Source organism: Mesorhizobium sp. M1004 (assembly GCF_040318795.1).
Classification (GTDB): domain Bacteria; phylum Pseudomonadota; class Alphaproteobacteria; order Rhizobiales; family Rhizobiaceae; genus Mesorhizobium.
Genome location: NZ_JAMYNB010000047.1, coordinates 1 through 622, shown reverse-complemented (window position 1 = coordinate 622; position 622 = coordinate 1). Strand labels below are relative to the sequence as shown.

Annotated in this window: 1 protein-coding gene; it reads left to right on the top strand. The window is 67.7% G+C overall.

Going from position 1 to position 622, the window contains the following annotated elements; translation table 11 throughout:
• Positions 1–622: DUF5801 repeats-in-toxin domain-containing protein (locus NKH54_RS32455; RefSeq protein WP_353029728.1), on the top strand; the 622-nt coding region annotated here is incomplete at both ends.

Below are 622 nucleotides of genomic sequence, written 5' to 3'. Positions count from 1 at the left end.
GACGACGCACCCTCGATCGTGCCGAGCGGCACGGGCGTGTCGCTGACGGTGGACGAGACGGTTCTGGCGACCAATGCGACGGCAAGCTTCGCGGCCGCTTTCACGTCGAACTTCGGCGCCGACGGCCCGCTGGACGCCGACCACAATGGCGTGGCGGATGCCGGCGCGCTGACCTATGCGCTCAACATCAGCGCCAGCGGTGCTGATTCCGGTCTGGTCGACACGGCCAGCGGCAACCATGTGTTCCTGTTCCTGGAGGGCGGCCAGGTGGTCGGTCGCGAGGGCACCAGCGCCGCCACGGCGGCGGGAAGCGGCCCGATCGTGTTCACGGTCTCGGTCAGCGGCTCCAACGTGACGCTCGACCAGGTGCGCGCCGTGGTGCACGCCGATCCCAACAATCCCGACGACAACACAACCCTTTCGGCGACCAACCTGGTGACGCTGACGGCAACGGTGACCGACGGTGACGGCGACAAGGCCTCGCAGTCGCTCAACATCGGTCAGGCGCTCAACTTCCATGACGACGCACCCTCGATCGTGCCGAGCGGCACGGGCGTGTCGCTGACGGTGGACGAGACGGTTCTGGCGACCAATGCGACGGCAAGCTTCGCGGCCGCTTTCA